At 36.7% G+C, this 26140-nt stretch carries 20 protein-coding genes; 9 read left to right on the plus strand and 11 right to left on the minus strand.

Translation table 11 applies throughout. From position 1 onward, the window contains the following. Window positions 1-71 precede the first annotated feature (71 nt). On the minus strand, window positions 72-1160 hold the full coding sequence (gene bioB, locus PGOND44_RS01055) for a biotin synthase BioB (protein ID WP_003434967.1): 1089 nt from the start codon (window positions 1158-1160) through the stop codon (window positions 72-74). Between the two features lie 80 nt (window positions 1161-1240). Beyond that, window positions 1241-2395, minus strand: coding sequence for a beta-ketoacyl synthase N-terminal-like domain-containing protein (locus PGOND44_RS01060; RefSeq protein WP_003434968.1), 1155 nt, complete (start codon window positions 2393-2395; stop codon window positions 1241-1243). 178 nt (window positions 2396-2573) lie between these two features. Between PGOND44_RS01060 and PGOND44_RS01065 the strand changes: the two genes are divergently transcribed. From PGOND44_RS01065 to PGOND44_RS01075, 3 genes are read left to right on the plus strand one after another with little or no spacing between them, the layout of a single operon-like run. Then, window positions 2574-3737 carry a PSP1 domain-containing protein gene (locus PGOND44_RS01065; RefSeq protein ID WP_003434969.1) on the plus strand — a complete coding sequence of 388 codons (1164 nt, stop codon included), beginning with the start codon at window positions 2574-2576 and terminating at the stop codon, window positions 3735-3737. Further along, on the plus strand, window positions 3724-4221 hold the full coding sequence (locus tag PGOND44_RS01070) for a gliding motility lipoprotein GldH (protein WP_003434970.1): 498 nt from the start codon (window positions 3724-3726) through the stop codon (window positions 4219-4221). The genes PGOND44_RS01065 and PGOND44_RS01070 overlap by 14 nt, the downstream gene beginning before the upstream one ends. A gap of 16 nt (window positions 4222-4237) precedes the next feature. Further along, the gene (locus PGOND44_RS01075) at window positions 4238-6562 is read left to right on the plus strand and encodes a penicillin-binding protein 1A (RefSeq protein WP_003434971.1); all 2325 of its coding nucleotides are present in this window, start codon (window positions 4238-4240) and stop codon (window positions 6560-6562) included. On the opposite strand, the gene queD is transcribed toward PGOND44_RS01075, so the two are convergent. Continuing rightward, window positions 6559-7011: a 6-carboxytetrahydropterin synthase QueD gene (queD, locus tag PGOND44_RS01080; RefSeq protein WP_003434973.1), complete on the minus strand. Its 453-nt coding sequence runs from the start codon at window positions 7009-7011 to the stop codon at window positions 6559-6561. The genes PGOND44_RS01075 and queD overlap by 4 nt on opposite strands. Window positions 7012-7299: 288 nt before the next feature. Between queD and PGOND44_RS01085 the strand changes: the two genes are divergently transcribed. Next, window positions 7300-7941 carry a 2OG-Fe(II) oxygenase gene (locus tag PGOND44_RS01085; protein WP_003434975.1) on the plus strand — a complete coding sequence of 214 codons (642 nt, stop codon included), beginning with the start codon at window positions 7300-7302 and terminating at the stop codon, window positions 7939-7941. Window positions 7942-8091: 150 nt separating this feature from the next. Here PGOND44_RS01085 and serA read toward each other — a convergent pair whose 3' ends face one another. Then, entirely contained in the window at window positions 8092-9327 is a 1236-nt protein-coding gene (gene serA / locus PGOND44_RS01090; protein WP_040555640.1) for a phosphoglycerate dehydrogenase, read from the minus strand. A gap of 97 nt (window positions 9328-9424) precedes the next feature. Then, window positions 9425-11203, minus strand: a complete 1779-nt coding sequence (locus PGOND44_RS01095) for an ABC transporter ATP-binding protein (RefSeq protein ID WP_003434981.1) — start codon at window positions 11201-11203, stop codon at window positions 9425-9427. 217 nt (window positions 11204-11420) lie between these two features. On the opposite strand from PGOND44_RS01095, the gene PGOND44_RS01100 reads away from it, so the two are divergent. Continuing rightward, window positions 11421-13001, plus strand: coding sequence for an amidohydrolase family protein (locus tag PGOND44_RS01100; RefSeq protein ID WP_003434983.1), 1581 nt, complete (start codon window positions 11421-11423; stop codon window positions 12999-13001). Window positions 13002-13159: 158 nt separating this feature from the next. Then, window positions 13160-13630 (plus strand): CBS domain-containing protein, encoded by a 471-nt coding sequence (locus PGOND44_RS01105; RefSeq protein WP_003434986.1) that lies wholly within the window; start codon window positions 13160-13162, stop codon window positions 13628-13630. A 151-nt stretch (window positions 13631-13781) separates the two neighbouring features. Here the strand turns inward: PGOND44_RS01105 and PGOND44_RS01110 are convergent, their stop codons facing one another. From PGOND44_RS01110 to PGOND44_RS01120, 3 genes are all read right to left on the minus strand, one after another. Continuing rightward, the gene (locus PGOND44_RS01110) at window positions 13782-14690 is read right to left on the minus strand and encodes a histone deacetylase family protein (protein ID WP_003434988.1); all 909 of its coding nucleotides are present in this window, start codon (window positions 14688-14690) and stop codon (window positions 13782-13784) included. A gap of 505 nt (window positions 14691-15195) precedes the next feature. After that, window positions 15196-17040, minus strand: coding sequence for a PLP-dependent aminotransferase family protein (locus PGOND44_RS01115; protein ID WP_003434990.1), 1845 nt, complete (start codon window positions 17038-17040; stop codon window positions 15196-15198). A 35-nt stretch (window positions 17041-17075) separates the two neighbouring features. After that, window positions 17076-17801, minus strand: a complete 726-nt coding sequence (locus tag PGOND44_RS01120; RefSeq protein WP_003434992.1) for a hypothetical protein — start codon at window positions 17799-17801, stop codon at window positions 17076-17078. A 135-nt stretch (window positions 17802-17936) separates the two neighbouring features. Here PGOND44_RS01120 and PGOND44_RS01125 point away from each other — a divergent pair, with 135 nt between their 5' ends. Further along, on the plus strand, window positions 17937-18470 hold the full coding sequence (locus PGOND44_RS01125; RefSeq protein ID WP_003434994.1) for a GNAT family N-acetyltransferase: 534 nt from the start codon (window positions 17937-17939) through the stop codon (window positions 18468-18470). A gap of 8 nt (window positions 18471-18478) precedes the next feature. Next, window positions 18479-20587: a 5-histidylcysteine sulfoxide synthase gene (gene ovoA, locus PGOND44_RS01130; protein ID WP_003434996.1), complete on the plus strand. Its 2109-nt coding sequence runs from the start codon at window positions 18479-18481 to the stop codon at window positions 20585-20587. Window positions 20588-20856: 269 nt separating this feature from the next. On the opposite strand, the gene PGOND44_RS01135 is transcribed toward ovoA, so the two are convergent. Together PGOND44_RS01135 and PGOND44_RS01140 are read right to left on the minus strand one after the other, a co-directional pair. Next, window positions 20857-22008 (minus strand): porin, encoded by a 1152-nt coding sequence (locus tag PGOND44_RS01135; protein WP_040555641.1) that lies wholly within the window; start codon window positions 22006-22008, stop codon window positions 20857-20859. 274 nt (window positions 22009-22282) lie between these two features. After that, window positions 22283-24691 (minus strand): zinc-dependent metalloprotease, encoded by a 2409-nt coding sequence (locus tag PGOND44_RS01140; protein ID WP_003435001.1) that lies wholly within the window; start codon window positions 24689-24691, stop codon window positions 22283-22285. A gap of 270 nt (window positions 24692-24961) precedes the next feature. Here PGOND44_RS01140 and PGOND44_RS15495 point away from each other — a divergent pair, with 270 nt between their 5' ends. After that, complete coding sequence (locus PGOND44_RS15495) at window positions 24962-25117, plus strand: hypothetical protein (RefSeq protein ID WP_155943776.1); 156 nt, start codon at window positions 24962-24964, stop codon at window positions 25115-25117. A gap of 242 nt (window positions 25118-25359) precedes the next feature. Here the strand turns inward: PGOND44_RS15495 and PGOND44_RS01145 are convergent, their stop codons facing one another. Then, the gene (locus PGOND44_RS01145; RefSeq protein ID WP_003435003.1) at window positions 25360-25782 is read right to left on the minus strand and encodes a DUF2141 domain-containing protein; all 423 of its coding nucleotides are present in this window, start codon (window positions 25780-25782) and stop codon (window positions 25360-25362) included. Between the last annotated feature and the right edge of the window lie 358 nt (window positions 25783-26140).

Here is a 26140-nt window from a genome sequence, read left to right on the forward strand (position 1 = left end):
AAATAAGCTTCATTCTGGAAGATACCAAAATGAAGCTTATGCTTTTACATTTTATAAAAAAAGTGAAATCCTTATACCTTAGTTTTTGCTTTAGCTTTGGCTTCTACATTACGCTCTATGGTATGCCCTGGACGAGACCATTTTGGCTTTTCATTTAGAGGTTTGTATTTAGACTCTTCGGCAGAAACAGATTGAGGTTGAGACTTTTTCTCGAAGGCCTTCTGTGGTTCTAGACCCAATAATTTAAACATCTCCATGTCGTCATCCACATTTGGATTGGGAGTGGTTAATAATTTATCTCCTGCAAAAATAGAATTAGCCCCTGCAAAAAAGCACATGGCTTGTCCTTCTCTACTCATGTCTGTTCGTCCAGCAGAAAGCCTTACCTGAGTTTCTGGCATAACAATTCTTGTGGTAGCCACCATACGCAGCATTTCCCAAATAGATATTTTCTGTTGTTCTTCTAGAGGAGTTCCTTCTACAGGGACTAAGGCATTGATAGGCGTAGATTCTGGTTGTGGATTTAATGTTGCTAGGGCTACTAGCATGCCAGCTCTGTCTTCTAGAGATTCTCCCATTCCTATAATTCCACCACTACACACCGTAACCTTGCTTTTACGAACATTACTTATCGTGTCTAGTCTGTCTTGGTAACCCCGTGTAGAAATTACCTCTTTATAATATTCTTCAGAAGAATCCAGATTATGGTTGTACGCATAAAGTCCTGCTTCAGCTAAACGTTTGGCTTGGTTTTCTGTAACCATCCCTAAGGTACAACAGACTTCCATATCCAGTTTATTGATGGTTCTTACCATTTCCAAAACCTTATCAAACTCTTCACCATCTTTTACATTTCTCCAAGCTGCTCCCATACAAACTCTAGAGCTTCCTGAGGACTTTGCTCTTAAAGCTTGTGCTTTCACTTGCGAAACGCTCATTAAATCATTCCCTTCAATATCGGTGTGGTATCTAGCCGCTTGAGGACAATACCCGCAATCTTCTGGGCAACCTCCAGTTTTAATAGAAAGCAAAGTAGAAACCTGAACCTTGTTAGGATCATGATGTTTTCTATGTACAGTTGCTGCTTCATAAAGCAACTCCATTAAAGGCTTATTGTAAATTGCTAGTATTTCTTCTTTGGTCCAATCGTTTCTTGTCATGGTAGTATATTTAGTGATTCAAAAATAGAAAAAACTCTGAGCATATTCTATTTTGAATGAAGTTTGAGTCAAATTTATTTCTATTGTTTAGGCTTTTCTAGCAAAATGCTCACTGCATTCCCACCAAAACCAACAGCATTTACTAAAACAGAAGTAACAGGCTTGGATGGGTCTTGATGCTTATAAAATGGATTTTCATAGAATTTTTGGAGGTTAAGCATTTGTAGAGCCATTTCAATACTGAGCATTCCTGAAGCACCAAACGTGTGGCCAAGCTTCCATTTATTGGTGGTTAATAAAGGCGTTTTAGTAAAAGTTTTTTCGATAGCAGCTAATTCTGCTTGGTCTCCTTTTAAAGTGCCAGGTGCATGGAGAACTATAGCATCAACCTCTATGCGTTGTGCCTCAACTAGGGCCATTTTCATAGATTTCTGAAAGCATTCAGCATCAGAAGAAATAGAAATATTATGTCTAATTTGTTCCGTAGCATAACCAAATCCAGTAATTTCGGCTATAGCATTTTCACTAGATCGAGACATAACAGCAGTAGCCGATCCTTCCCCAAGGACTAGAGAGTTTTGCGTTTTATCCATTTTTAAACTTTCACAAGGCTTGGATGTATTTAGTCTGGAATATAATTTTAAAGCTTGCATTTGGGCAATAGTAAATTCTGTAAGTGGAGCTTCTGCGCCACCTACAATAAACAGGTCACTCATCCCTGCTTCCAACCATGCTTTCGCATTAAGCATTGCATGCAAAGCTGTAGAACAGGTAATCGAATGGCTTATATTGGGGCCATCGACGCCCAAATCTTGAGCTACCCAAGACGAAATATTTCCTAAAGTAGTAGTAGGAGAAGACAATGGAGACAAGGGCTCACCTTGGAGAAATGCTTTGTGGTATTTTTCAAATAGGCCTGTTGCTCCTCTTGAAGAACCAATATTGATTCCTGTAGATTCAGCATTGAAGTCGAGACCAGACATTGCCTGTCTAGCTGTATATATTGCCATTAACACCGACTTATCTAAATCTTTATATTTTGAATTTTCTTGAGATAATTTGGTCAATTCTTCAAGTGAATCTAAAGAAATGCTTGCTGCCATCACTGAAGTTGGATCCAGATTCAGATTTGAAAAATGAGTAGATCCATTTTCATAATTTTTATTAATTGAATTCTGATCATGACCTAAAGCAGATATTGCGCCAAAACCATTGATGTATATAGGGTGTTTCAAGTCTATAATTTTTTAGCAAAGATCGAAAAAACTAAAGTTTGGTGCTATTAAATTCAATATTATAACTCCAAAGAGGTAATAGAAGGGCTCTAGTAATTATTTGGTATATTTGATTTTCAAAACAAGAAATTTTAATCTTCAGCGTTCTCACTTAGGAATGCTTCAATATATATGATTTATGGGATGTAGCAGTTGCTCGACCGGAAAAGATGGCCAACCTAAAGGTTGTCAAAACAACGGAACTTGCGGAACAGATGGATGTAATAAACTTACCGTTTTTGATTGGTTATCGGATGTAGAACTTCCTGGAGGCCAAGAAGCTTTCGATTGCGCGGAGGTAAGATTTAAAAATAGCAGGAAAGAGTTTTTTAGAAACACTGAAAAGTTAACGCTCTCTATAGGAGATATTGTAGCTACAGAATCTTCTCCAGGTCATGATATAGGTATTGTTACCCTTACAGGTGAGCTTGTAAGAGTGCAGATGAAAAAGAAAAAAACCGACCCTGAGTCCGACGAAATCGCTAAAATTTATAGAAAAGCTTCTCAAAAAGATATTGATGTTTGGCAAACTGCCAGAGAGCGAGAGGATGCTATGAAGGTAAAAGCCAGGCAAATTGCAATTCGATTGAAGCTTAAAATGAAAATAAGCGATATTGAATTTCAAGGAGACGGCTCCAAAGCTGTTTTTTATTATACAGCAGAGGAACGGGTTGATTTTAGACAACTCATCAAGGAATTCGCTTATGAGTTCAAGACAAGAATAGAAATGCGCCAAATTGGCTTTAGACAAGAGGCTGCTAGGCTTGGGGGTATTGGTTCTTGTGGTCGTGAGCTATGTTGTTCGACTTGGTTAACAGATTTTAGAACTGTAAAAACTTCTGCCGCTAGATATCAACAACTCTCTCTTAATCCTCTAAAGCTTGCAGGGCAGTGTGGAAAATTGAAATGTTGTCTTAACTACGAATTGGATACTTACCTTGAAGCGCTGAAGGACTTCCCACGACAAGATCAAAAATTAACCACTCAAAAAGGGGATGCCGTTTGCCAAAAAATAGACATTTTTAAAGGGAAACTTTGGTACGCTTATGAAAAAGAGTACAACAACTGGATTGAGCTAGATACTGATGCGATAAAGATTATTTTGAAAGCTCAACGGGATAAAACCCCGGTAGCTAGTTTAGAAGAATTTACCAGTGAAATTGTTCCAGAAAAAACAGCATTTGAGAATACTGTAGGTCAAGATAGTTTAACCCGTTTTGATAAACCAAAACAAAAGAATCCTCGCAACAAAAGAAAATCTAGTAAACATAAGAAGTCCAAAAGAAATAATGCCAACTCGTAATTTATTACTTCTTTTTATCCTTTTTTTTAGCTTTGTAGCTTGTGATAACCAGCTAGCGTTTTCAGACTACAGGAGTTTTACTAAAGGCTGGGAGAACACAGATACTTTGGAGTATTCATTTGAAGCGCCAGATACTGTTAATCCTTACCACTTGTTTTTTAACACGAGGGTAAATCAAGACTATGAATTTAATAACCTGTTTCTCATTGCTTATATTCAATTTCCTAATGGTATGCAAATTGGAGACACGCTAGAATATGAGATGGCTTATCCAGACGGTGAATTAATGGGTGAGGGGTTTGGAAGCGTTAAAGAGAGTAAATTGTGGTATAAATCTGGCGTCACTTTTTCAGAAGAAGGAACTTACACTGTAAAGATTAACCAAGTCATGAGAAAATTTGGAAAGGTTGAAGCCTTAGATACCCTGAAAGGAATCATGGATTTTGGGATTCATATAGAAACCATACCAAAACAAGAAAATTAATTCTTTCAAAAAAATTATGGGAGAGAACACATCATCAAAACCGAGTTTCAAAAAGTACATTCTAGGCTTCTGGATTTTATTTATATCTGGTGTTTTAGGGATTGCTTTTATCTTTTTATTAGCCAGTTGGGGTGCTTTGGGAACCATGCCAACCTTTGAAGAGCTGGAAAATCCAGAAACCAACTTAGCTACAGAGGTCATCTCCATAGACGGAGAAACCCTAGGAAAGTATTTTAAGGAAAATAGAACGCCTATCAATTATGAGGATCTTCCAGATCACCTCATCAACGCTTTAGTCTCTACTGAAGACGAAAGATTCTACAGTCATTCGGGTATCGATGCTCGTGGAACCTTAAGAGCTGCTATTTATCTAGGCTCCAAAGGCGGGGCGAGTACCATTACTCAACAACTCTCTAAGCTTTTGTTTACAGATCCTAATAAAAGTGGAACCTTCAATAGGATTACACAAAAGGTGAAAGAATGGGTTATCGCCGTAAGACTGGAAGAGCAATATGCTAAGAACGAAATTATCACTATGTACCTCAACAAAATGGATTTTTTATATAATGCCATTGGTATTCGTTCTGCTTCAAGAATCTATTTTGGGAAAGAGCCTATAGATCTTTCTATCGAAGAATCTGCTACTTTAGTAGCTATGCTTAAAAATCCAAGCCTATACAATCCTGTAAAAGATCAATTTAAGGATAATTCGTTAAGAAGACGAAATCAAGTTCTAAAACAGATGGAGAAAAACGGGTTTTTAACCACAAAAATTAAGGACTCCTTGCAAGAACTTCCCTTGTTAACGTACTTTTCTCCAGAAGAACACGATGATGGGATGGCTACTTATTTTAGGGCTTATGTTCAAGATTTTATGAGGTCTTGGGTAGACGATAATCCTAAACCAGACGGAACTTCTTATAGTATGTATAGAGACGGTCTGAAGATCTATACGACTCTGGATTTCAAAATGCAAGGCTATGCAGAAACTGCCGTAGAAAAGCACCTCAAGAATCTTCAAAAAGAGTTTGACTCTCAAAATAAACAGAACAAAACAGCACCCTTCAGAAGTATAAGTTCTTCAGAAATAGAGAGTATCCTGAATAGAGGAATCAAAAATTCTGATCGCTATAAAACCATGCGTCGAAAAGGAATTAATGAAGACTCCATTATGGCGACTTTTAATAGAAAACGTGAAATGCGTTTATTTTCTTGGGAAGGCCCTATAGATACTATAATGACTCCCAAAGATTCCATAAGGTATTACAAATCCTTTTTGAACACGGGTATGATGTCTATGACTCCACAAACAGGAGAAATAAAAGCTTGGGTAGGAGGGGTTAACTATAAATTTTTTAAATATGAACACGTTAAGCAAGCGAAGCGTCAAGTAGGGTCTACCTTTAAACCTTTTGTCTACGCTACTGCCATAGATCAATTGCACTTATCACCATGTGATGAATATCCAAATACACCTTTTACTATACCAAAAGGAAGACATGGCGTTACCGAAGATTGGACACCAGACAACAGTGGCGGAGACTACGGTGGGATGAAAACTCTTAAACAAGCTCTGGCAGAGTCTATCAATACCATTACAGCTCGTGTTATTAATAAAACAGGCCCTGAAAGTGTAATCAACCTCATTGATAAATTAGGTATAGATGTTTCCAGAATAGATCCAGTAGCAGCTATAGCTTTGGGCACCGCAGATATAAGTGTTTATGATATGGTTTCTGCCTACAGCACTTTTGCCAATAAAGGGGTTTACGTAAAACCTTATGCCATCCAACGTATAGAGGATAAAAATGGAACTATTCTATATCAACATCAACCCGAAAGTAGAGATGTCTTGAGCGAAGAATCTGCTTTTGTAACTATTAAACTTTTGGAAGGTGTCACTCGGTTTGGTTCTGGCAAGAGGTTAAGACTCAATTCAGATTATGCCAAAGGAACCGAAGTTTATAAAAGAGCGGTTACTGGCTATCCCTATGCTCTAGAAAATGATATTGCTGGTAAAACGGGAACGACTCAGAATCAGAGTGATGGCTGGTTTATTGGTATGGTACCCAATCTTGCTACTGGAGTTTGGGTAGGAGGTGAAGATCGAAGTGTAAGGTTCCCAACAATTACTTACGGACAAGGCGCCACCTTAGCCTTACCTATTTGGGGAATGTACATGACAGACATCTATAATGATGACACTTTGGATATTTCTAAAGCTGAATTTGAAAGGCCTGAAAATTTAAGTATCCTGATCGATTGTGATGAGGCTAGCGATGAACTCGAAAATGGAGAGGGAGAAAATAAAGAGACTACAGAATTTGAAATTGATTTCTAAGCATTGTCGCTAGCAAACCATTCCGCAAATGCCGTCCCTGTTTCTCTAAGTTTTAAAGAGTGTAATTTAATTTTAGGATCCAATCTACTCTGTATACTTTTAGCAAAATCTATCACCATATTTTCACTTGTGGGTTGATAATCTACAAGAATAACATCGTGTCCAGAAGATTTCAAAGTCTGTGCTAGCTCTATATGTGGCGTTTCTTTATTAAGAATGATAGCATGGTCCATTTTATCGACCACTTGAGATTTTACAATCTGTTTTAAATCTCCAAAGTCTATGACCATCCCGCATTTTACATTATCCATATCTGTGATAGGTTCTCCAATCACGGTTACATCTAGTTTATAACTATGACCGTGAATGTTTCTGCATTTGCCATCATATCCGTACAAAGCATGAGCGGTTTCAAAAGTAAATTGCTTGGTGATTCTAATTTTTGCCATGGTCTATAAATTACTGCAAATATACTGGATTTAAGAAATTTACTAGTAGAATCAGATTTAAAAATATAAACAACAAGTGATCTCCTTTTCTGCTAATTTTACACCAATAGATTAATACCAATTTAAACCTATAATGTCGCAATAAATCGTTTCTTATTCGCCTGCTTTTTATCAAAAATAATTACCGTAACTAAGGCTATGCTAATTATTTTTAACTTCAATCAACCAAAAAATAATTCAATTTATTTGTACGACATTATAAATTTAAATTGATATAATTCCTTTTTAATGGCTCAAACTCTTCTTACTGGAGATCTTTCTTTTAAAGAAAATCCTCTTTTTGAAAAAATCATTCAAGACTTGCTAAAGCAAAACTATTCCGTATGTGACAATTTCTTTGAGCTTCAACTTATCGATAACTTAAGAGATCGGCTTAAAATTCTGCATAACCATAGTGAACTAAAAAAAGCAGCGATTGGAAATAAGGTAAATGAATCCATCAGCAAGGCTATTAGGGGAGATTATATTCAATGGATCGATGAGCGACTAGCCAATCCTGAAGAACGTCTGTTTTTTGAAGCCATCAATACCTTCAAGACCTATTTAAATATGACGTGTTTTATGGGAATTCTGCACCAAGAGTTCCATTATGCAGTCTATCCTAAGGGTACCTTTTACAAAAGGCATTTGGATACATTTCAAAACGATGATAGACGAAAATTATCTATGGTTTGTTACCTTAATGATGATTCGTGGGACAAAACCAATGGAGGTGAACTTGTTATTTATCCGGAGAATTCTAACGAGGTGATTATTCACCCTCTACTAGGGCGAGTAGTTATTTTTGAAAGTCAACTTTTAGAGCATGAAGTAAGACCCGTTTTTAATGACATGCGACTAAGTATTACGGGATGGTTAAAAACAAGATAATCATGAAATTCACATTCATACGCTAGTGTAATAGGCCCGTATTTCTAAAGGTTATTTTAAACAACTTGGGCCACATAAAATCCATCCGCTAATTATTTGCCAAGGCATTCAGAAGGAAATATTCAATTCTAAATGCATCACATTTATCACTTAGTAAAGAATCCTTACTTTAATGGTGTGGTCGATGCGTTTGAGCTCTTTTAAGGTGTCTAAAGAGTCATTTTTTGAAATATCAAGCACAACATAACCTACTTCAAGATTAGTGCTTAGATACTGCCCTAAAATGTTGACGTCTAGTTTAGAAATTTTAGAGTTTATTTCTGAAAGTACACCGGAGACATTTTTGTGAATATGCAAAATCCTATGTGTATCTTCCATTTTTGGCAATGATAATTCTGGGATAGAATGGCTCCCAAGACTTGCTCCACTCTCTATATACTTTATCAATTTGGATGAAACGTCTAGCCCAATATTCCATTGCGCTTCTTCCGTAGACCCACCAATATGTGGCGTTAAAATCACATTAGAGATATTTTGTAAGGGAGAGGTGAATTTTTCAGCTTTATTCTTAGGTTCTTCTGGGAACACATCTACAGCCGCTCCACCGATGCGTTTTTCCTCCAAAGCCTCTTTTAAAGCTGAAATATCAACCACATCGCCGCGACTCATGTTGACCAATAATTGTCCTTTTTGAAACCAATCTAGCACCTGCTTATCAAATAAATTTTCGGTCTGTTTTGTCCCAGGAACATGAAGTGTAATGATATCGCAATGATCTATTAGAGACTTTAGATCGCTTATTCCTTCAGCATTGCCAAGTGGCAACTTGTTTTCTACATCATAATAAAATACTCGTAATCCCATGGCTTCAGCTAGAATAGAAACCTGAGACCCAATATGCCCGTAGCCTACAACACCTAAGCGCTTTCCTCGAATCTCATGCGCATTGGTAGAATCTTTGTCCCATTCTCCAGCGTGAGCTGCTTTATTTTTATCTGGTATTCTCCTAATAAGCATAATTGCAGATGCAATAACCAATTCTGCTACAGAGCGAGTATTGCTAAACGGAGCATTAAACACACACACCCCCACTTTGTTGGCTGCTTCAAGATCTACTTGGTTTGTGCCTATACAAAAACAACCTATTGCCACCAGTTTTTTAGCTTTTGTAATCACCTCTTCCGTCAATTGGGTTTTGGATCTCACACAAACCACTTTGGCATCTTTTAAAACGGCATCCAGTTCTTCTCCAGATAAAGCGCCTGTATGCTGTTCTATTTGTGTATAACCCTCTTTTTTAAAGCTTTCTACAGCGGACTGACTGATATTTTCTAAAAGGACTATTTTCATTTTGTCCTTTGGAAACGACGTTTTGAGTGGTGACATAATCTGGCTTTAAAAAAAATTAAGCCCCTAAAGTATAAAATTACGGTGAAGCTGGATTACTTTGTTTTTTATTTTTATGTTGAAATTAAGGTTGCTGTTAGTTCAATTCCATCTGCAACTGAATCAGTTTATGGTAGAGTCCATTTTCCTTTTCAATTAAATCCAGATGTGTTCCTTTTTCAATAATTTCTCCGTTTTCTAGAACCAAGATTTGATCGGCATTTTTGATAGTAGAAAGTCGGTGGGCGATAACGAAAGAGGTTCTGCCTACCATAAGTTTTTCTAAAGCATCTTGTACCAGTCTTTCAGATTCAGAATCCAAAGAACTCGTCGCTTCGTCCAAAATTAAAATGACAGGGTTTTTGAGGACTGCTCGAGCTATAGCGACCCGTTGACGCTGTCCTCCAGAAAGCTGAACGCCTCTTTCCCCAACAATAGTTTCATACTGTTCTGGAAAAGACATGATAAAATCATGAGCATTTGCTTTTTTGGCAGCTTCCATAATTTCTTCATTAGTAGCCTCAGGCTTACCATAAGCTATGTTTTCCTTAATACTTCCTCCGAATAGTAAAATATCCTGTGGTACAATCGCCATTTGACTCCGTAAATCGTGCAGCGTAAAGTTGGAAGCTGGAATACCATCCAATAGCATTTGGCCTTCTTGGGGTTCGTAAAATCTCAAAATAAGAGAAGCAATAGTCGATTTTCCTGCACCACTAGGCCCCACAATAGCAATGGACTCTCCCTGTTGGGCTTTAAAACTAATGCCTTTTAAAACTGTTATTTCTTGACGTGTAGGATAAGCGAACTTAAGGTTTTCAAAACTCAATTCACCTTTAATTAGTTTAGGCGATTGGTCTTCTTCAATTACTTCTGGTTCCTCATCTATGATATCAAATACTCGTTCTGTAGCGCCAATAGCTTTTTGAATTTGAGCATACTGTATAGGTAAACCTCCTATAGAGGCTCCCACAAAAATGGTATAAAGTATAAAAGTGATTAATTCGGATTGAGTGAGCTCTCCAATGTTTTGAAGCTTGACGGCATACCAGACCAAAAGTACGATAGCTCCAAAAATGCAAAAAATAATAAACGAGGAGAACGCTCCACGAGCAAGACCGCCTTTGATAGCAATTTTCTTGATATCGTTGACAGCAAATTTATACCTCAACATCTCGAAAGCCTCATTCGTAAATGCTTTCACATTGGCAATCCCTTGCAAGCTTTCTCCAACAATAGTATTGGAATCGGCTACTTTATCTTGGGCTTCTTTGGATAATTTTTTTATGAATTTTCCGAAAATCACAGCTACTATTGCAAAAATAGGTATGGTCGCTAGCATCAATAAGGAGAGCTTTACAGAAGTGAAAAATAAGGCTGCAATACCCCCAATAACGATGATCATCTGCCTTAAGAATTCCGCAATACCGGTGGTAAACGTATCTTGAATTTGAGAAATATCTGCAGCCACTCGGCTATTGAGTTCACTAACACGTCTAGAAGAAAAAAACTGCATCGGCATTTTGACCAAGGTATCGTAGGTGTCCTGGCGTATGGCAGAAAGCATATTTTCTGTCACATTCACAAAAAGAACAACACGAAAAAAAGAGAAAATAGCCTGAGCCGTAAACAGCCCTAAAAGTATAAGCCCCATTCTATTAATATCCTCTGACGTGAAATCTGCAGTCTCAATTAAATCTCCCATTAACTTAGGAAATAGCAATGCTGTAACCCCCGTAAAGCCAAGGAAAATTATTCCAATAATCAACTTCCATTTGTGTGGGCCGATGTAAGAGAATAAACGGAGAGATTTTTTTAAATTTTGTTTATTGAGTTTAACCTTAGGAAGGTCAGATTCTTTTTTTCTTTTCGCCATTCGTTTTTATTCTTCTTTTCAAAAGCAAAGTTAACTTTAAGCCTTAACTAAACCTCTTAACTTAACTTAAAAATCTTAAAACTTGTCTCAAAATAAAAAATATAGCAGTGATAAATTCAATAGGAAATAAACACTACAAACTAAAAAACAGGCTTATTGAAAGTTAAGTCCTTTTTGGCAAACTTTCTTACCTTTCCTTTTTTAGAAAACGAAACTTATGAAAAAGCTATTACTGTCGGTATTTGTTTTATGTATTCAGCTCACAGCCTGGGCACAAATTGAAAGTGCTCCAGAAAGAACAGAAGGCGAAGGGCCTTGGTCACAATTGATTATTCGGGGAGTCACCTTAATCAACGGCAATGGAGCGCCTCCAACAGGTCCGGTAGACATCGTAGTGGAGGAGAATAAAATTGCGGAAATTAAAACAGTGGGATATCCTGGTGTAGAGATACAGGATGGCAATAGACCGAAGCTTAAAACTGGCGGAAAGGAATTGGATGCCTCTGGAATGTACCTTATGCCTGGTTTTATCGATATGCACGGACACATTGGAGGAGAAGCTCAGGGCGTTACTGCAGAATATGTTTTCAAATTGTGGATGGGCCATGGGATTACGACCATTCGAGATCCAGCAGCTGGTAATGGGCTGGACTGGGTATTGGAACACAAAGCAAAATCTGCTAGAAATAAAATCACAGCTCCAAGAATTTTAGCATATACTGCTTTTGGTCAAGGCAGTAAATCAAAGATAAGTTCAGTAGAAGCCGCTAAGAAATGGGTTCAAAATAACGCTGAAAAAGGGGCTGATGGCATTAAATTTTTTGGAGCAACGCCAGAAATCATGCAAGCCGCTTTAGAGGAAAATAAAAAACTAGGCTTAGGTTCTGCTATGCACCATGCTCAAATGGACGTAGCCAGATGGAATGTAGTGAATTCTGCAAGAGCAGGGTTAACGAGCATGGAACATTGGTATGGACTGCCAGAAGCCCTTTTTACCGACAGAACGGTTCAACACTACAAATTAGACTACAATTACAACAATGAGCAGGATCGATTTTCTGAAGCCGGAAAATTATGGGAACAGGCAGCTCCTCCTTATTCCGAGAGGTGGAATGAAGTGATGAATGAATTGATCGAGCTTGATTTCACTATAGATCCTACCTTCAATATTTATGAAGCGAGTCGTGACCTAATGCGAACCAGACGGGCAGAATGGCACGAAGACTATACCATGCCATCGCTTTGGGAATTCTACCAACCTAGTAAAATATCCCATGGGTCTTACTGGCATTATTGGGGAACAGAACAAGAAACGAACTGGAGAAAAAACTATCAATTATGGATGACTTTTGTGAACGAATATAAAAACAGGGGAGGAAGAGTAACCGCTGGATCCGATTCTGGTTTTATTTTCCAGCTTTATGGATTCGCTTATATCCGTGAATTGGAATTACTTAGAGAAGCTGGTTTTCATCCCTTGGAAATCATGATGTCTGCTACACTAAATGGGGCCGAAGCCTTGGGTATGGAGGATCAAATTGGATCGGTTGAAATTGGTAAACTTGCCGATTTTGTCATTGTAGAAGAAAATCCATTGGAAAACCTGAAGGTCCTCTATGGAACTGGTGCCATCAAGTTGACTGAAGATAACGAAGTGACTAGAGTAGGAGGTGTAAAATATACCATTAAGGATGGAATCATCTATGATGCCCAGCAATTACTTAGAGATGTCAAGAAAATGGTAAAACAAGACAAAGACAAAACAGGTTATGAAATTAAACAACCCGGTATGAAATAATATTTTCACTTCAAAGTCTTAGAAAACCCTGTGTAACTGAAACTAGCAAGCTAAAATTCATAAGAGAAGCAAAATTTATTTAACAAAATATCGTTTTTTAACCTTTTAAATTACTGTATTGTCATTTTTATAATTAATTTAATGATAAATTACATATTATGGGTATTAAAAATTTTCAAGGTAAGCAAGTAGGAGAGACCAATATAAAAGCAGAAAAAATAACGGTTAGAGACTGTATGTCCCAAAATATGATTCTTTTCAATAAAGACCAAAGTATTATTGAAGTGGTAGAGATACTGATCAAGTTTAGAGTTTCTGGTGGACCCGTTGTCAATGACCAAAAGCGCGTCATTGGGATTATTTCTGAAGGAGATTGCGTTAAGCAAATTTCTGAAAGTCGATATTACAATATGCCAATGGAAGATGTAAGTGTTGAAAAATACATGTCTAGAGACGTGAATACCATTTCCCCGGACGTTAATCTGTTTGATGCTGCAAACCTCTTCTTAAAATCCAAAAGACGCCGTTTTCCTGTGGTAGAACATGATAGAATTATAGGGATTGTAAGTCAGAAAGACATCTTAAGAACTGCTTTGATGCTGAAGGGCTTTAGCTGGAAGCTTAAATAAAATAATTTCAAATGTCATACTTCTCATTTATTATTTCAAAATTAAAAGTGTGTTGCGTCCTTAAGATTTAAATTCTGGACTATTGTCTATTGACTAAAGACTTTTGACTCACGTCTACAGACTACAAACTCTTGACTCTTCCCTCCCGTCTCTAAAAATACATCAGCTGTGCCGTACGGTAAGTATTAGCATGTGCATCTATAATGGTTTTTATGTCTTTAGAATAGCCTCCGCCCATACTCACTTCGACAGGAATTTCTCTTTGTAAACACTGCTCAAAAACAAATTCATCTCTTTTTTTACAACCCGCCACACTACAACCTAGTTTCCCCAGCTTGTCAGTACTTAAAATATCTACTCCGGAAAGGAAGAATATAAAGTCGGGTTTCACCTGATCGATAAGTTTCGGTAAAGTCACTTTTAAGGTCTCTAAATACTGCTCATCTCCACAATTATCTTCCATAGGAATATCCAAGTCTGAAATTTCCTTTTTGAACGGGTAATTACTTTTCCCATGCATAGAAAAGGTAAACACTCTATCGTCTTTTTGAAAGATTTCTGCTGTGCCATTGCCTTGGTGTACGTCTAAATCAACAACAAGAATTTGCTTTGCCAGCTTATTTTGCAAGAGGTAGTGAGCGGCAATAGCTTGATCGTTCAACATACAAAAAGCTTCCCCGTGATCTGAATAGGCATGGTGAGTGCCTCCAGCAATATTCATAGAAACGCCATATTCCAAAGCATAGTTACAGGCTTCTATAGTGCCGTTGGCAATGATTCGTTCTCTTTTAACCAATTCTGCAGACAATGGAAAGCCTATTTTACGAGCGATCCTTGGTTCTATACTAATGTTATACAATTGCTCTAAATAGTCTGGTGTATGAACAGACTGTATATAAGTTTCATTGTCGAGATTTATTTGTGGCTCAAAGAAATTTTCTGGTTCACAAGTTCCCTCGTGAAGCAATTGCTTGGGAAGCAAATCATACTTATCCATAGGAAAGCGATGCCCCTCGGGTAGTGGATGTTTGTAAATGGGATGGAAAGCTATTTTAAGCATAGTCAGTTTTAAAGTAAATCAAAATAAATGCTTTTGCACTTCTTCTTGGCTCTAATAGCTTTTAAATCTTTGGTAAAGTTGCAAGTGGTCTAATAGCATTCAGTCATTAAGATTGAATTGTTTAAGTCAAGACAAGGCTTTAAGAAATGTATCTATGGCCATTAGCATAGCTGGGGCAGATTCAGAATAAAAAACACCCTTAAACAAGCCCGCCTTCTATTAGAATTTAGGCAGATTAAGGGTGATAAATGTGATTTCTGACGGTGTTGAACTCGTAACTAATCAATTTGGGTAATTCATATAAAATTATAAACATACTTCACCTAAAGCTCACAAAGAAAAAAACAAAAAAGCGTAAAGTGTTAATTATCCTCTATTTACACTTTGGGACCTTTGCGTAAAGCTTAGGATTCTTTACCTGAAACTGTTTTCAAAAATCGAAATTCAATTTATTATCGAAAAAATAGATTTTAAATGGATCCTGATTTTTGACTTGAATTCTAAATTAAAGTTGCTCTACAAAGTCAGAAAAGACCCGTTTATGATGTTCCAAATCCAGATTTGGTGACACAGAAACGCGAGCAATATAATCCTTATCTTCTTCTTTGGTGGTTCCTTGAGTAGAGGTTGCTGGGATGGTCCAGTAACATCCTTTTAACTGCCCATAGCTCACACAATGCTTGCTTTCATTAGGAATTTCACTAATCATCATGTCGATGAGTTTTTGATTTAAAGCTCTTTTATAAGCTTCTCTTTCTTCATCCGTGTCCCCTTTAGTAGGGAGGTCCAATGAAAATACAGATGGCGTAAACCCTTGCTCAACCACCTCATCTGGAACAAAATTGATTTTTGCTTCTGGTAGCTCTTTTTTGATAAAATTGACAAACTCACGGGTGTTTATATACGCGTCTGCAATCCTTTTGTTCATCGATGGTAGGCGCTCTGCTAGGATTTCCACTTGAAGATCGGTAGCTTCGTTGTCGCAAAGTTTAAAATGCTTTTCTATGGTTGGCATTAAATCTTCTGCTTTTTCGTTGGCAACACAGTAACCCGCGGTGCATTTTCCACCACTAGGAAATTTGGATCCACTTACGTAGGAGATTGATCGTATAGAAGAGAAAACACCCTCTTTGCTTAAAAATTGGATATTAGGACAAAAGGTTTGGTCCAGGATAAAAACGGGGTCAATAGCCTTTTCTCCAGTAGGGGTTTGGCGAGTCTTACTTAAAACTGCTTTTAATTTTTCCAAGTCGGGAACTTCAACTCTTGGGTTAGTTGGAATTTCAGCAATAATATAAGGAACGGCGTCTAGCTGAGCCACTTGGTCTAGAACTTGATCGGTGCTTTGTACCATATCATTGTCCCGATCTACGGGTAAATCTAAAATATCTACGTTTTCTACCGCAGCTACCACACGTCTAGCTTGGTCGTTGGTCCCTCCATAGCAGTTGGGTGGAACAATAATTTTGATGTTTTTTCCTGGATGTTTTTCTTTGGCATCGTCTATAAGTCCCATCATGATCGCGTATTGAACGGATAGTCCACAGGAACCTAATAACACTTTCGATTTGGTTGCGGTAATCTCTTGTACCGATTGGACTACACTTGCTTTGTTCTTTACCGTATCTGTTTTGACACCCATAGAAGGGGATTTCCCGACGAGTTGCTGTAAGGCAGAAAAAGAATCGGCTGGTGTCATGGCGATAGTTTCCCGTCTTCGTACATGTTGAATCTCTGAGATATAACTTTCGCTTTCTTCACTATTGACTAGTATAATACTTCCAAGTGGAGGTTGAACACTAACGTAGAAATCGATCGCAGGCGAAAGGTCGGCACCTCCCATTTTATCGTCTTGAGAAATGAAAATAGTACTGCCCCTAAAGTCAGGGATATCGTCTGCATTTTTAACCTGCTTTAATTCAAAGTTATACCCGTAAACATGCTCTAGGGCTTCAAAATCGAAAGCCGGAGGCAAGTCTCCTGTATACAAGATTTGAGTGTTTTTGTGATCGAATAGATTTTTTCTGAGAACAGCTAAAACCGGCATCGTCTGAGATGAAAAAGCAATAACCTGCTCTGGTTTTAAATCATGAACATGAGCGATGCCCCATTCCAATATAGAAGATAAAGGGTGACCGAGGCGAATATAGTCGAAGGCAGTAGGCAATTCACTAAGAGCTGATGTGTCTGAATTCTGAGCTTTATACAAGGCTTCAAACTGATCTATAAATTGAGTTTTGGCCAAACTTTCATCATAAATATCCAATCGATGAGTGGTAAGTTTCAACCAGTCTGTTGGCATATTTTTGAGGACCTCTTCTATATAATTAAGCATTTTAGGATCTTGCATCATATTTATTTTAGGAAGGCAAAAATACAGATTTATTAGGCCTCCGCTTTAGGCCTTAACAAGATGTTTTGTCTTCGTGGTACAATGCCTTTGAGTTTGTCTTTTAAAGAGTAGCAACTAATTATTTTAGAAAATTCATCAATTAGTGAATTAGGTTCCATCTTTCTCAGATTTATAACTAAAGAAGCCGCTACTATAAAAGCTGGAGTTATAAACACACCTACTAATGTTTTAATTTCCACAAGCTCGTAAAAGCCTACAGTAATGGATATAAATAAAAGAGCGTTTAAAATATTAAAACCTGTTTTATTGATGTTCATATTTAAGTTTTGAAGGGTTTTAAACTCAGATTTGACCTTTTTTAAATCTTCGTCTCTTAAATTATTAATGTCCAATGTTCGTTTTCGATTTGGTGAAAGGTGAAGTTTGATTTCAAAAAGTTTGATGTTTACAGATTGAATCTCTGAAAATTTTATCTTTTCGAGTTTTTTGGAATCGGGTAATACAAACCTAAGTTCTTCTTTATCCCATTCTATATAATATTTTTTATTTCTAAAATTATAAACTCCAAGACCAACAAAAAGTAATCCCTGAACAATGTTTAATACTGAATTCCAATCTCCAGAAAGAAACGCTGTATTGAAATCATCGCTTATAGCTTTAGTGAAGGAAAAAAGTCCAAGTAAGAGTAAACAGCTTCCTAAACCAATGCCTATTTTGGACAATGCCTTTGGATATATATAAACTTCTATACGTGTCATTTCTAGATTAGAATTAAATTTTAAATATAAAAAAATGCGGTTGCAACTTGAGAATATAGACTCCAAATTTAATTAATGAATTTTTAATAAAAGTAAAGACTTATTTCAAAATCTTTAAACATAATTTTGCCGGCTATGGTTATTTTCAAAAAAGCTCATCAAAAATTATATCTAGACTTAAGACAATCGCTTAAGGATCTGTATCTAGGGACGTTTACAAAAGGTCTTTCTGCTCAACATATCAGTAATGAAGAGGCAGAACTTTACCTCGATAAATTGTTTACAAACGGATATGGTATTTTTGGTTTTTCTGATGATCAACTTGTTGCTGCGCTGATTGTAACCTCTCCAAGTTTTGATAAAGAACGTCCTGAATCAATTCTGAATCAATTCACGGATAAAGACTCTTTGTATATCGCTGAAGTACTTGTAGACGAAGAGTTTCGTGGTCTAGGTCTAGGCAAAGGATTGTTTAAAGAATTTGAAATACACCTGAACACTGATATAAAACACGTTTTACTGAGAGTATGGAGTAAAAATGAAATTGCAGTCAACTTGTATAAAAAGTTGGGATTTGAAGACTGTGGAAGCATCCTCCAAGAAAAATTAAAACCCGTTTCAAAAGAGCCTTTTGAAATGCATAAACTCTATATGGTTAAGACTTATTAAAAATGACTATGAAAGAATTCAATATAAAAACTCCTCATTTAATTGATGGAACTCCAGAAGAAAAACGTCAAGAAATCCTCGATTATTTTCTTCGAACTTTTGAATTGGACACAAAGCTCTATGAAACTGTTAAAGATGACGATACTTTCTATTTGCGTGCTGACCCCTTACGTCATCCTATTATTTTTTATTTTGGACATACCTGTTGTTTTTTCATAAATAAGTTGGTTTTAGCGGGTCTGCTACCTTCTCACATCAACCCTTCTTTTGAATCGATTTTTGCCATTGGTGTGGATGAAATGTCATGGGACGATCTCAACAAAGAAAATTACGATTGGCCTTCGGTATCCGAAGTTCGAGAATATCGTAAGGTTGTAAAAACCACCATCACCAAACTCATAAAAGAATTACCGCTAGAACTTCCTATCAATTGGGAAAGTCCGTTTTGGATTATTATGATGGGAATTGAACATCAAAATATTCATATTGAAACCTCATCGGTCTTATTAAGACAACTGCCCGTAGAGAAACTTCAAAGTGGGATATTTTCCAATACTTGCGAAGAAGATGAGCAGGGTCTTGTCAACGAATTAATAGCTGTAGAAGGGTCAGAGATAAATCTGGGAAAAGCACATAATCATCCCCTTTATGGTTGGGATCTGGAATACGGAAGTTTCCAAGAAACTGTCGACGACTTTAAAGCTTCAAAATATCTAGTTTCTAATGCTGAAATTTTAGAGTTTATAGAAGACAAGGGCTACAAAGACAAGCAGTGGTGGACCGAAGAAGGCTGGTCTTGGTGTACTTACAAAAAAGCTGAATATCCTCAATTTTGGATAAAAGAAAATGACACCTACAAATTGCGGTTAATGACCAAATATGTTCCTATGAAGTGGAGCTTTCCTGCGGAAATCAATTATTTGGAAGCCAAAGCATTTTGCAATTGGAAGTCTGCTAAAACTGGCAAAAAGCTGCGTTTGCCAACGGAAGCTGAATGGTATCGACTCGTGGAAGTTTGCCAGGTGAAAGAGGCTACCGATTGGGACGTAGCGCCAGGGAATATAAACCTGGAACATTACAGTTCGTCATGTCCAGTCAATACCTTTTCTTTTGGAGACTTTTATGATGTGATGGGTAATGTTTGGCAATGGACCGAAACACCTATTACAGGTTACCCTGGTTTTAAGGTTCACCCATTATACGATGATTTTTCAACGCCAACCTTCGATGGTATGCATAATATCATAAAAGGGGGCTCTTGGATCTCTACGGGAAACGAAGCTACCTTACATGCTCGCTATGCATTTCGCAGGCATTTCTATCAGCATGCTGGGTTTAGATATGTTGAATCTGATCATGAACCAGACATACGTGTAGATAGTTACGAAACTGATGAAGAAGTAGCCATTTCATGCGAGCAAAATTATGGGGAGGACTATTTAGGAATGTCAAAATTGCCACTTCAAATTTTAGATGTTTTAAAAAACCACGTTGAAAACCCATCTGAAAAAAGACTCTTAGATCTAAATTGTAATACTGGTCGCTTGGCTTTTGAAGCCGCTTCACATTTCAAAGACGTTACGGCTATAGATGCTTCGGCAAGATTTATACGTCCTGCTAATGAATTACAAAAAAACGGATTGTTGCGTTACGTTATTAAAGATGAAGGCGAATTATCTATTTTTAAAGATGTTCTCTTGAAAGATTTAAAGTTGAACGACAATGATAATCGCATCCAATTTATGCAGGATGATGTGATGAAATTAAAAAAACGCTTCTCAAATTATGATGTTATTTTGGCAATGAATCTGCTTGAAGAAATACGTCAACCTAGAGAATTCCTTAGTAAAATTCATCAAAGATTGAATGCTAACGGACTGTTGATCGTAGGTTCAACCTACGAGTATAAAGAATCTGTAAGTCAAATGGAGAACTGGATTGGTGGCTTCAAAAAAGATGGAGAACCTTTTAGATCTATTGATGGTATTGGTCAGATCTTATCAGATCATTTTACGCAAGAGTCTGAACCTTTCAATCTTACCTATCCTGTAAGAAAGTCGAGTCGACATTTTGAAGTGATGAGCTCAGAAGTTAGTATTTGGCGTAAAAAAATGTAAGGATCATTAAGGTTTAATGTCATAGTTAACTCTATGTCATAATCAAATTTATAATAAAGGCTTTGTGCTTGAGTTAAGCTAGAATTCTAATTAGCTTAACTTAAGCACAAAGCTTACTAATCATTGCCTATTCAGAGGTTTTTTTGTCTGCTGAAGTAGTTTGTGTTTTCGAAAGCAATGATTAAATTTATTTTTTAAATTACTTATCTAAGGCTAAGGTTTCAACTCTGTAGAATTTTTGATCCCTTCGAATCTAATTCGTGAGCATATTACAATAAATTTAAAGGAGCTATAACCCCAATTCTAAGCTCGTTTCTATTATAATCCGCCACATCAAAATTATCTTTGGCATAACTTGAATACTCATAATAGCGCCCTATATAAGCGAGAAAAAAACGGAGGTCTATTTTTTTAAAAGGATTGTAATAAATAGTTGGTATCGCACCAAAACTGGTTCTTATGTGGTCCCTACTCGTATTTAAGTTGTCATAAGCACTACTAGTCATGAGCGTTAATAAGCCCTGAAATTTTTGGCTGAAACGATACTCTCCTCTAAGCCAATTTTCTACATACAGCACATTTTCTGCAATTTCATTATCTACAAGGATACTATTTACAATACCCTTTGTATCGATTTCTTCATAACTGTATTGAAAATCATACATCAAGGTTAGGTCTTTATTTTTGTATTTATGTCCTAGGGTAAAAAAATAGGTTCCTTGATTTTTCACTTCGTTCCCATAGCTAGCACTATAATTGGTTTCAAATTTACCATCAAAAAAGTGTCCACGCCAATTAGCAACAAGTGATACTGGCCAGATAGGTTCCTGAATGTTTTGGGATGCGATATCCCCATAAAGATCTTCGTAAAGTAGAGTGCGAGAATTTAAGACCTGAAACCGAAATTGGTGATTTTTATAAGCTTGATAAGTTAGCCCAGCCCCGGTTACAAATGCTAAAGCATTACTGTAAATATCATTGAATTCTAAAATATATAAAGGGTTGAATTCAAATTCGTAACCCCCATAAAAGGCAAACATTTTTCCAATATAAACATCGATCTTTTCGGTAGCTTTCACTTTCAAATAAGCGAATTGAATATTGTTGCTTAGAAGATCCAAGGATTGAACTTCTGTATCATTATTAAAACGATTTCTAAAATTAAAATCTACTCTTTCGTGCAATTGACCAGAAATAGTTAGGGCTGTGAACCCGTTTTCAAACTGTAATCCGTTGTAATATTGATCTCCTCCTCTAAATTTATAAGCCTGAAACTCTGTACGCATATCAAAACCGATATTTACATGTTTAAGGAACTTTTCTTTATCTATCGAAATCAAAGGGCTGGCAACACTGTCCATTTGTTGCGAAATTCCCATTAGCGGTGTCAATAAAAAAACACCAATTAAAAATGACTTCATCAAGGAAGGTCCAAATTTAACTCTGTTTTGCAGAGTTAACAAAAAAATGTCTGAGGACAGATGAAGTATTCGAATCAAAATTGTTTATTTTTTTTAGGTTTATATTTAAATTTACTAATAAAACAAGTAGACCAGACATCCAACTTTTAATATATGTTGTTTTTTAAAATATTATTTTTGTGGTACTTATGTCCATTCTCTCTTTTATTATTTTTTATCAAATTCAACATTACAAATTAAAAAATTTTGTTTTTTTGCTTTCTATTATTCAAAATCATCTATTCAAACATTGAAAGCTCCCAATTGGACTGCCATCTGGAATTTTCGGTGAAGGAATCACCTTAAACTTTTCTGGTTCGTCCATAAACTGATCGATACGGTACGACATTTCCAGTGCAACTGCAGAGTCAGACTTATTAAATCTGTCTTTCAATCCCTGCAAGGTTTTATTTGCAAGGGCTTTTACTTGTGGAATACTTCCTGGATTGGCTGAAAGATTCATCAGGTGCTTTAATACATTAAAATTGATGGTATTTTGGACTTCAGTCAAATAAGCAGAATTGTGTTGTTGGTCAATCGTGTTTTTTACCAATTCCTGCAAAACTTCTTCCAAACCTAAATTTGAATTTTCTAAAGATTTCTGCTGGATTAATCTGTTGACGCGCTCAGAGTTTAGTAATAAACCTAAGCTCATATCACTTGCTGTAGCCGTTGCTCCCAAAGCATCAAAGCTAACCCCCGTTTTGCTTTTAAAAGATTCGCGGCTTCTGGAGTAACCAAATGCGCGGGGTGGAAACAGGTCTAAAATTCGTTCTGGAATGGCCAAAGTTTCGGCATCGAGCGTATTTAAAACCGTTCTAAGGGCTTTTTTCTGATCGGATTTTGAAATCCTCTCAACAGGTTTTAAGTTACTGCCTTTGACTGTATAATTATAATCCAAACCGCCAATAAGTTTAACGGTGGCCTCTGTTTGATAGCGATGGAAAAAATATAACGGGACAAAAACATCTTCTAAAACTGAATACGGTTCGCCAGACTTGATATTATCTATTGAAAAATTAGAAATGGCTGCTTTACGGAGCTCTAAAACACGATTTAACTCTTCAGAAATATCTTTGCCATTATCCCACAAATGAGCATAGGCATGCGCCCCGCCTTGAGGTCGCGCATCAGCATCGCTTATAAACTGCAAACCATCAGCTTCGGCTTGTTTTAAAATAGCATCCAAGTATTGTTTTTCAGTCTGGTTGGTGCCACTTTCCCCATAACTATAAGCAACGGTGACCTTGTCCCATTTGCCAATATTGGTATCGTAGGCTTGAGAGAAGTCGATTTGGTTATCTTTTAATTTCAGTTTTGGATGTGGATAATCCATAACGCTCGTCATACCGTTTGCACTGGCCGAAAAGTTATGTGCAAAGCCAAGTGTATGACCAACTTCATGAGCAGCCAACTGCCGGATACGTGCTAAAGCCATCTCTAACATAGGTTGGTAATTGTCATCGGAAATCTCAAAAGGTCGATTCATTAAAGCCTGTGCGATCATATAATCCTGACGAATCCTGAGGCTACCTAAACTTACATGACCTTTTAAAATTTCACCTGTACGCGGATCAACAACACTGGCACCATAGCTCCAACCACGAGTGGAACGGTGTACCCATTGAATTACGTTATAACGAAGATCCATAGGATCAGCATCGGTTGGAAGTATCTTGACTTGAAAAGCATTTTTATAACCAATCGCTTCGAAGGCCTGATCCCACCATTTGGCACCATCTAACAAAGCAGACCTTACAGGTTCGGGTGTTCCAGGATCCAAATAATAAATAATAGGTTCTTTAGCTTCGCTCATTTCCGCATTGGGCTTCTTTTTTTCTAGGCGATGGCGAATGCTGTACCGCTTAGTCAACGGCTCATAAATTGGCGTTGCATAGTCCTGATAGGAAATAAAAATAGAACCACTTCTAGGGTCAAATTCGCGTTTTTTATAGCCTTCTTCTGGCAACTGGACAAAACTGTGGTGTTGGGTGACCGTTAAGTTAGAGGCATCTGGAGCAACTGAGCGAATGTTTCCACCTTCGGGATCGCCCGAAAAGGTAAGCAAAGCTTCAAATTCTGTATTTTTAGGAAAAGCTTTGGTTCGGAGCATGGCTAGTGCACTTTTATTTTTATCCAATTTATAAGTTCCTTGCTTTTGTTGTTTCAATCGTCTAGAAACACCGTGAGCATCTTCCATTAGAAAAGGAGTGAGGTCTATAAGAAAACTTTTATCACTTTCGTCTTCAATTTTGAAACCATACAAAACAGATTTGGCAAAAGCTTGTTCAACGCTTCGGCGCTCCAAGCTATCATTCGTAATGGCTCTATAATCTTGATTGGGCTGAACCAATAACAACTTATTTCCAGCACGTTTAAACTTTACGATAGCTGTTCCCCCAAGCTGTCCTCGATCCAAACCAATGTCATTGGAGCCTAAACCAGTCGTAAGTGAATGCACATAAAGGAAGTCCTGGTCGAGCCGTTCAACCTTCATATAAATCTTATCCTCCTTTTCAGAATACCAAAAATCGAAAAAACCCTCATATTTGGTCAGTTTCTCTTTGTTTTCTAAAGTTTTGAAGGTTTGCGCACTAGACAGTGAAGCCATTAGCAAAATAGTGACGTAAATAAGGGTTTTCATGGATTGGATATTTTTAGAATCGAAGCTTTAAAGATAGTAAAACTTGTCAACCCCTTTAAAATAGCTTGCTTTTGAAACTTGAATAGCAAAATATACACGTTTCGATTGCCATTACTAAAAAGAATTCTAGCGAGACAAATTGGTTCGTGAATACTTGTAGATTCTTTAGTTACCCTTAATTAATTGTAAAGGCCATATAATATTTATCGACTTTTACCTACTATTTACGTCCAAAATAAAAGTGACTAAATCCAAAAATTACAATCCTACATGAACACCAAACAGGACTTATATAGCCAAAGTGTCCAGCTTGTTCTCGATTTAAAAGCAGTCAATATCACCTCTCAGATATCCAAAAGTAGCGCTGGTGATAAGCATAAAACTAGACAGGCTATGCTTCATTCCACTATGGAAGTTAAAGAATAACCAGGGTAAATATAATCGAAAACAGTGGGTCATCAATTAAGAGCTAGTCTATCTGAATTGTTGTATTATGCAAAGCCTCATACTGATCTATAAATTGAGTTTTGGCTTAGGAAGGTGAATTGAGCCTTAATAAACGAAAACAAAATAAGCGTTCTAAAAACTTTGCTGAAATTGTGGTTTTAGCGTTTGCGTTAAAACTTAAGATCATAGTCTTGTTAAAAATAGGTAGTATTTTACAATTCTTATTTTATTTTGAGTTGAATGATCGTATCGGATTTAATCTCAATTTTAGATTCTTGAAAATTTGGTGGTCCAAAATTACCTTGTTGACCATTGGAAAATCCATAAGGTTCTTTGGGAATACCAAGCATGTTTTTATCCAATTCGCCATTACCGTTCACATCATGAAAATAAGAGAAGCTGTAAAATCCCTCTGGTATATTTTCTACAACAATTTTAGCTTTACTGTCTTTTAATATGGAAGAAACTTCTTTATAGTTTGTTTCCATGTGGCTGTCCTCAGAATTAAAAAGGGCAAATAAAATACTACCAGTGTCGTATTCTGTAGCTTCAAACTCGAGTGTCAAGTCAACTTTATTTTCTGATTGCGCGTAGGACTGCATAGCAAACAAGATTAAAATTGATAAATAGCTGATTGTTTTCATGATTTTTATTTTAAGTTAAAGATCGATTAAAATTCGACTTTATACAACTTTTAAATGACGAATTAATGTGTTTTGGTACTGAATAGTAGACACTTATAGATTCTGATAAGCTTTGTTTTTTTAGTTTATAAAAGCAAATATGTCTAATCAACCTTAGCTAAGTCAAGAGCATTCTATGAATGGTTAGATTATTAGGATGAACCGTAATTTTCCTTTTCTTACTGGATGATGAGTTACTATATCAACGGCTTAACGCAATTCTGGTTTTTCGTTCTTAGTTTATCCCTAATTTATTATCACAAGAAAAATAGAACTCTAATTTATCGTACAGACTATATTATATTTATCCACTTTTACC

The sequence above is a fragment of the Psychroflexus gondwanensis ACAM 44 genome (assembly GCF_000355905.1).
Taxonomy (GTDB): domain Bacteria; phylum Bacteroidota; class Bacteroidia; order Flavobacteriales; family Flavobacteriaceae; genus Psychroflexus; species Psychroflexus gondwanensis.